General features: G+C 32.3%; 9 protein-coding genes and 1 pseudogene. 3 read left to right on the plus strand and 7 right to left on the minus strand.

Translation table 11 applies throughout. The features are described from left to right. Positions 1–495 precede the first annotated feature (495 nt). The gene (locus J7J00_RS27390) at positions 496–957 is read left to right on the plus strand and encodes a hypothetical protein (RefSeq protein WP_214796312.1); all 462 of its coding nucleotides are present in this window, start codon (positions 496–498) and stop codon (positions 955–957) included. Positions 958–1,116: 159 nt separating this feature from the next. On the opposite strand, the gene J7J00_RS27395 is transcribed toward J7J00_RS27390, so the two are convergent. From J7J00_RS27395 to J7J00_RS27410, 4 genes are all read right to left on the minus strand, one after another. Further along, on the minus strand, positions 1,117–1,365 hold the full coding sequence (locus J7J00_RS27395; RefSeq protein ID WP_214796313.1) for a hypothetical protein: 249 nt from the start codon (positions 1,363–1,365) through the stop codon (positions 1,117–1,119). Positions 1,366–1,572: 207 nt separating this feature from the next. Next, complete coding sequence (locus J7J00_RS27400) at positions 1,573–1,761, minus strand: hypothetical protein (protein WP_214796314.1); 189 nt, start codon at positions 1,759–1,761, stop codon at positions 1,573–1,575. Positions 1,762–1,810: 49 nt separating this feature from the next. Then, positions 1,811–2,089, minus strand: a complete 279-nt coding sequence (locus J7J00_RS27405) for an alpha/beta hydrolase (RefSeq protein ID WP_214796315.1) — start codon at positions 2,087–2,089, stop codon at positions 1,811–1,813. Between the two features lie 327 nt (positions 2,090–2,416). After that, positions 2,417–2,962 (minus strand): PadR family transcriptional regulator, encoded by a 546-nt coding sequence (locus J7J00_RS27410; RefSeq protein ID WP_214796317.1) that lies wholly within the window; start codon positions 2,960–2,962, stop codon positions 2,417–2,419. 261 nt (positions 2,963–3,223) lie between these two features. Between J7J00_RS27410 and J7J00_RS27415 the strand changes: the two genes are divergently transcribed. Beyond that, a complete protein-coding gene (locus J7J00_RS27415; RefSeq protein ID WP_214796323.1) occupies positions 3,224–3,712 on the plus strand; it encodes a phenolic acid decarboxylase in 489 nt (162 codons plus the stop codon). A 190-nt stretch (positions 3,713–3,902) separates the two neighbouring features. Here J7J00_RS27415 and J7J00_RS28555 read toward each other — a convergent pair. The 3 genes and pseudogenes from J7J00_RS28555 to J7J00_RS27425 all read right to left on the minus strand — a co-directional run. Further along, positions 3,903–3,995: pseudogene (locus J7J00_RS28555) on the minus strand (GNAT family N-acetyltransferase); the annotation flags it as partial. A gap of 154 nt (positions 3,996–4,149) precedes the next feature. Then, positions 4,150–4,548: a hypothetical protein gene (locus tag J7J00_RS27420; RefSeq protein WP_286201614.1), complete on the minus strand. Its 399-nt coding sequence runs from the start codon at positions 4,546–4,548 to the stop codon at positions 4,150–4,152. Between the two features lie 178 nt (positions 4,549–4,726). After that, entirely contained in the window at positions 4,727–5,269 is a 543-nt protein-coding gene (locus J7J00_RS27425) for a hypothetical protein (protein ID WP_214796319.1), read from the minus strand. Positions 5,270–5,535: 266 nt separating this feature from the next. Between J7J00_RS27425 and J7J00_RS27430 the strand changes: the two genes are divergently transcribed. Then, complete coding sequence (locus J7J00_RS27430) at positions 5,536–5,826, plus strand: hypothetical protein (protein ID WP_214796321.1); 291 nt, start codon at positions 5,536–5,538, stop codon at positions 5,824–5,826. Positions 5,827–5,868 lie beyond the last annotated feature (42 nt).

Raw genomic sequence — 5,868 nt, forward strand, 5'->3', positions numbered from 1 at the left:
AGGAATGCTGCCCCGATAGTTCAAGTAAAAGCAAACGTCACTCACTGTACATCTTTAACGCACAGTTAATGACGTTTGCTTTCACAATATGACTGTATGAATATGTGTAGTACAGTCTCACGGTTTATTCGAACTGTGACACAATAACTTTTTCATAAACTCTAAACAAAAATATAAAAAGGAAACGAATTAAAAGCACCACATATAATAATATTGAAGGAGTTGATAACTATGGAACTTGTTGTCGGACTACTATCTTTTGTTGGTGACATAATTTGGGCATCGGCAATTTCAGCTTGGAGTTATTACCAAGAAAAACTTGGCAACAATTAATTTCTTCTTCATGGGGACTAATCAATCAATTTGGTTAGTCCTTATTAGTCGTAGTTTGTGTCCACCGTTTATTCGTACTTTGAAATAAATATATATGTGTTTTTTTCATTTTTTTAGGAAAACTAATCAAAAATTGATTTAATACAAAAGGAGTCAGCAATATTGAAAAAACTAATAACCTCATTATTTATTTTTTGCTTTATAGCTACTGGAATTGTTTCAAATGCAGCAGCAGAGTCAGACGAGCTATTTAAAACACCTATCATAAAGCAAACTGATCAATGGAAAATCGAAATAAACAAGGGTAAAGAGACGAAAAAATCTAATAAGAATGTATTTCAATCGTATAACGTTGTTATCACCAATATTGGTAAAGATTTAGATAAAGTTGAATTTAATACTTACAGGAATGAATCAAATACAGAAACAAAATACGGATTAAGTATTAATGACCTTCAATATGACAAGTTTAAACAGGGACAGAACTTTGAATTTACTAATTTCCCTATATCGGTTAACTCCAATGAACTTCAATTTGAAATAAGTTGGCACGGAAAACCACACAGTAAAGAAGTTCAGGGAAGAAAATACAAGGAAACGTTTATTTTTACGCCTACTAAATAAGAGAAATGAATGGACGGGCACTTTTTTGTGCCCTTTTTACCGCACAGTTTGTGTCAATTGCGATTTAAAAAGGCCACCAAATTGGGAGCCTTTTTAATCAACTAACGCACCCGTTAGTTTAAGTACATTTATTCACAATCACAAAGTCTAAATAAGGGATTATAATTTTAGAAACTTCATTGATTTGCATCTAGGACATTGGGCCGTAGAAAAATTGGTTTCATAATTCACCCAATCATAATTACAATTAGAACAGTGTAGAACTATATTCTTTTTTTTGTATTCTTTTGATTCTTTTATATATAACTCATAATCTTGAGGGAACATATCTGCTAATGTACGAAATACAAAATTACTATCGCACTTACGTCCGTTCCAATATTCTTTACCACCTATATATTCAATCATATTTTACACTTCCTCCTAATATTAAAAACCAACCTCTAAAAATCTTAGATTCATAATAGCATTTTGTTTGGAATCATTAACCGTTTTTTATTTCTTCAACTATACTGCCCCGTTAGTTCCATAAAAAAAGGAGCTGCAGATTAGCTCCTGGTAATGAAGTAAAGCACCCGTTGGTTGAATAACATTCAATATCCTCTAAGATATATTTTACCGAATGTGGTTTGCATAAGGGTCGTATATTCCAGTTAGCAATAGAACACTTGCTGATAAAATTAACATCCCAGTTATTAACATTCCATAACCAACAATCTTGTTCTTCCTTTTACGTGAAAACACACCAAAAATAACAAAAATTATCGCAATAGGCAATAATATAAGTCCTAAACCAATATTCACCTTTTTTTCAACTCCTTTTAAATATATATCCATAATAAGATTGAAAGTTTTATTGCATTATTAGAGGTGGGTACCCGGCCTCACCCATAAAATATGCGAATATTGTAAAGCCTAAAATAAGAAGTGCAATAATGATTACTGCAATAGATAAAATTGAGTATTGTTGGTTTTTAACCGAGCATATACCAGCAGTTAAACTTGATAACCCTATTATTATACAAATGAAGGCGGCTACCATATTATTCATTTTCGGTAGTAAAGTTCCAAAGAATAAAATAAAGAAAACTACTTGCAGACCAATTCCAATTCGAGGTAAATTTCGAACCATTAATTACCACCCTAACATTGAGTATTGAAGACAATAACCTAAAAATTATACCATAATAAACCAAATTCTTAATGAACTAACCTGCCCCTTTGGGTCCATAAGGAAAAAGCTGCCTTAAAGACAGCTACGATCTGATCGACATCTCGTTGTTGGAGTGGATATTGCCCAACAATTACATGTGGCTATAGCAGTGAATTTCCGTGGAACTGTAGTCGGAAATCCACTTGCATTTGAAAATATAGAAATTTTGCTACATTCACAGATAAAGCCCGTAGAATTAATAATTCTACGGGCTTTATTACTGATGATAACCATGATGTAATTGATTTAATTGAAAAGTTGCATGACTTTTTCCAACCAAACGATATATCCTTTTTCTCTTTCAATCGCACGTGTAAGTACTAAATAATGGCCAATCTGATTTGATGAAAATGACCAAGGATTCTCTGTTACTTGCTCTAAATCATGCAGTTTTTCTTTTAAATCCTTTAATTTTTCTTTACGTTTTACAATTTGGTCCTCAAACAGATATTTTGCTTCCTCGGGAGTCATAGACATAGCAAAATAAGTCTTTAACATAAACTCATCCTTAGTTGTGGTTGGAACAGGTTTTAGTGTTGTTAGCCAGTCATGCAGTTCAGACTTCCCAATTTCTGTAATAGAATATACTTTCTTTTCTAGTTTCGTCCCTTGAATCACAATGTGGTACTCAATAAACCCTTCTGCTGTCAGTTTTTTTAGCTCAGGATAAATTTGGCTATGTTTTGCACTCCAAAACTGACCCAGCTCTTCTTTAAACTGACTCGTAATGTCGTAACCACTTAACTCTCCCTGATTAAGTAACCCTAATATTGCGTATTTCAGTGTTCTCATTATTGTCCCCCAATAACTTTATGTTGACGTTATTATACCATATCGTTATAATAAACATGTAAATTCAGACATGTTTATTATTTCATATTATAACAGTCTACCTACTTACTTAATTTATCTTTTAATCATACTAATTGAAGCATCTTGTTTTTTTCATTACTATTGTTGCCTGACCGTAAAAATAATCATTTTTATAGTAAAGAGGAATATGCCTTAATTCTGGCAGGATTAAGGCAAAAAATATTGAAAGAAGGAATTTTAATGAAAAACTTTGTAGGAAGTCATATGATTTATACGTATGAAAATGGTTGGGAATACGAAATCTACATTAAAAATGATCACACAATCGATTATCGTATTCATAGTGGGATGGTTGCGGGCCGTTGGGTTCGAAATCAAGAAGTTGATATTGTAAAACTAACAGAAGGTGTTTATAAAGTTTCATGGACGGAACCAACTGGAACGGATGTTTCATTAAACTTTATGCCAAATGAAAAACGAATGCACGGCATAATCTTCTTCCCAAAATGGGTTCATGAACACCCTGAAATTACTGTGTGTTATCAAAATGATCATCTTGATTTAATGAAAGAATCACGCGAGAAATATGAAACATATCCAAAATATGTTGTCCCAGAATTTGCTGACATTACATTTTTAGAGAATGCCGGTGTTAACAATGAAGAGCTAATCTCTAAAGCCCCTTATGAGGGAATGACAGATGACATCCGCGCAGGAAAATTAAAATAAGTAAAGCTTATAAAAAAACTAAACCAAGGCTTAAAAAGATTTGGTTTAGTTTTTTTATTAATAATGAATCAATTTTTTAATACCTGGAATTGTTTCAAAAAATATAGATGATAATTGTTTTTAATTAAATATGAATGCAACATAAATGTGTGATTTGACCCGTTATATAGGCACTAGTAACCTCATTAAGTCATAAACACGAAACTAATTTGTACATAAGAATATCATCCACATAATCATTATCACTCATTTTAAATTCCTTAATTTTACGGCCTTCTTCAACCAGCCTGACCCTTTAGTTGCATAAAGAAAGAGATGCCTTAAAAACAGCTCCAATTTTCAGCTAACCCCTTAGTTCATTAAGAAACTAAACTGCATAATTTATTTAAGTAACTTTATTAAAGTAGCTTCAATTTCAGTTTCTAAATTACACTTTGTTAAATTGTATATAGTTCCAAAAGCTTCACCTTAATAACATCACTAAAATGCCATAACTCAATTGTGTCTGCATAAAAGTCCTCATCGTATTGTGGACCATCATAATCTATCGCTATTTGAGAACGATACTCTAGTTCTAAGCATTTTTTAGAAGTAATGTCAGTTATTTCATCACCATCAATGTCCCTGCATATCCAAATCCTTAGATTCTGTTTTCCTTCGCTTTCGAATTTATTTGCATATTTTCTTTGAAGAACTTTACCCAATTCTTCTCCTAATCCTTGAAATTCTAATATATTTCTTTTAAACTCTTCGTTTACTGGAACAAAAACATACCTTTCTTCATCAACCTCATTCTGTACTTCCTTTTTAAATAACCTTCTGATTTTATCAATCATATTTTCCCCACCCATCTATAGAAAACAATATTTACTCTTTCGATTTCTTCTTCAACTATCCTGCCCCTTTAGCTCCATAAGAAAAAGAGCTTCCGAAGCAACTCCCTTATTGAAGTAAAGCACCATATAGTTAGTTCAATAAGACTTTGTGCAGAGTTGACCCAAACTGTGTGGTAATTTATTTTATAGAATTTGCGATTTCTACCAATATTTCCGATGTTACTTTATTAGAAATTCTCTTATCAACACTTAACATATATTGCCATCCGTCTTTTTCGAAAATTAAAAGGTTAATCACACTAGAAGCCTTGGTACTATATATGGCAGTATTTTCATCATTTAATTTGAAAGTTTGGTCAATAAAACCTTTTTTAAATTTAATTCTATTTTCAACCGGTCTAACCCGAATCATATAGTGGTTTTCAGATAGGGCTTTATTAAAGTATTCTGCCTCAAAGCCATCATTGAGTTTACCTTCAGGGTTATTAAACCTGCCGTAATTATGAGTGAACGGTACTGGAGGTAATTGAATAGGCAAAGAAATAGTACGATTAAAATGCTTATTGCTATCTTGTAAAGCCTGATGTACTGAAGTGTATCCAATTTCAGATAACGAATTTTCTAACTCTTTACTGTCATTACTTGCGTAAGATGTTCCAGTAAATGTGAAGTAAAAAGGAATACATAGGACAAATAGTCTTAATAACCTAATAACAATCACGCCCTTTCTTATTAGTAAATAAGATGCCCTGAAGCATTGAAGATATGAGTTATTAAGTAGTGTTTATCTTTATTACCGCACAGTACGAATACACTGCACTTGTTAAACTAACCTGCCCCTTCAGTTCATCAAAAAATCAAGCTTTACCTTTTAACATAGCCTAATTTGATAATAATAAATAAGACCGCACATATTAGACATATCTAAAATGTGCGGTCCTTTTACTGTCAACTGTTTCACTTAACTAACCTAAATATAACGCAGGATTGGCTAAAGGTTATCAATACATTGATGCAGTCATTTCCGGATTGAGAAAAGAAGAATTTGGATTACTGCTAGGAATTGAAGAGAATGACCGAATAAAGCCAGTTGGTATAATGGAGTTGGTCACTCCTGCAGCAAGGAAGCAATTCTATAACCAGTATCAAGATTTAATTGTAGATGAAAACAAGAAATTCATTTACTTGGATTCACGGATTAAATGTAGGGTAAAGTTCAGAAATTATACAAAGAATGGGTTGTTACGCATTCCGTCCTTCGTCGAATATATATCATAAAAGCCTATCCATTGGATAGGCTTTTCAGTTTGTAGACAAAAG

The organism is Bacillus sp. ISL-4 (assembly GCF_018613275.1).
Taxonomy (GTDB): domain Bacteria; phylum Bacillota; class Bacilli; order Bacillales; family DSM-1321; genus Peribacillus; species Peribacillus simplex_E.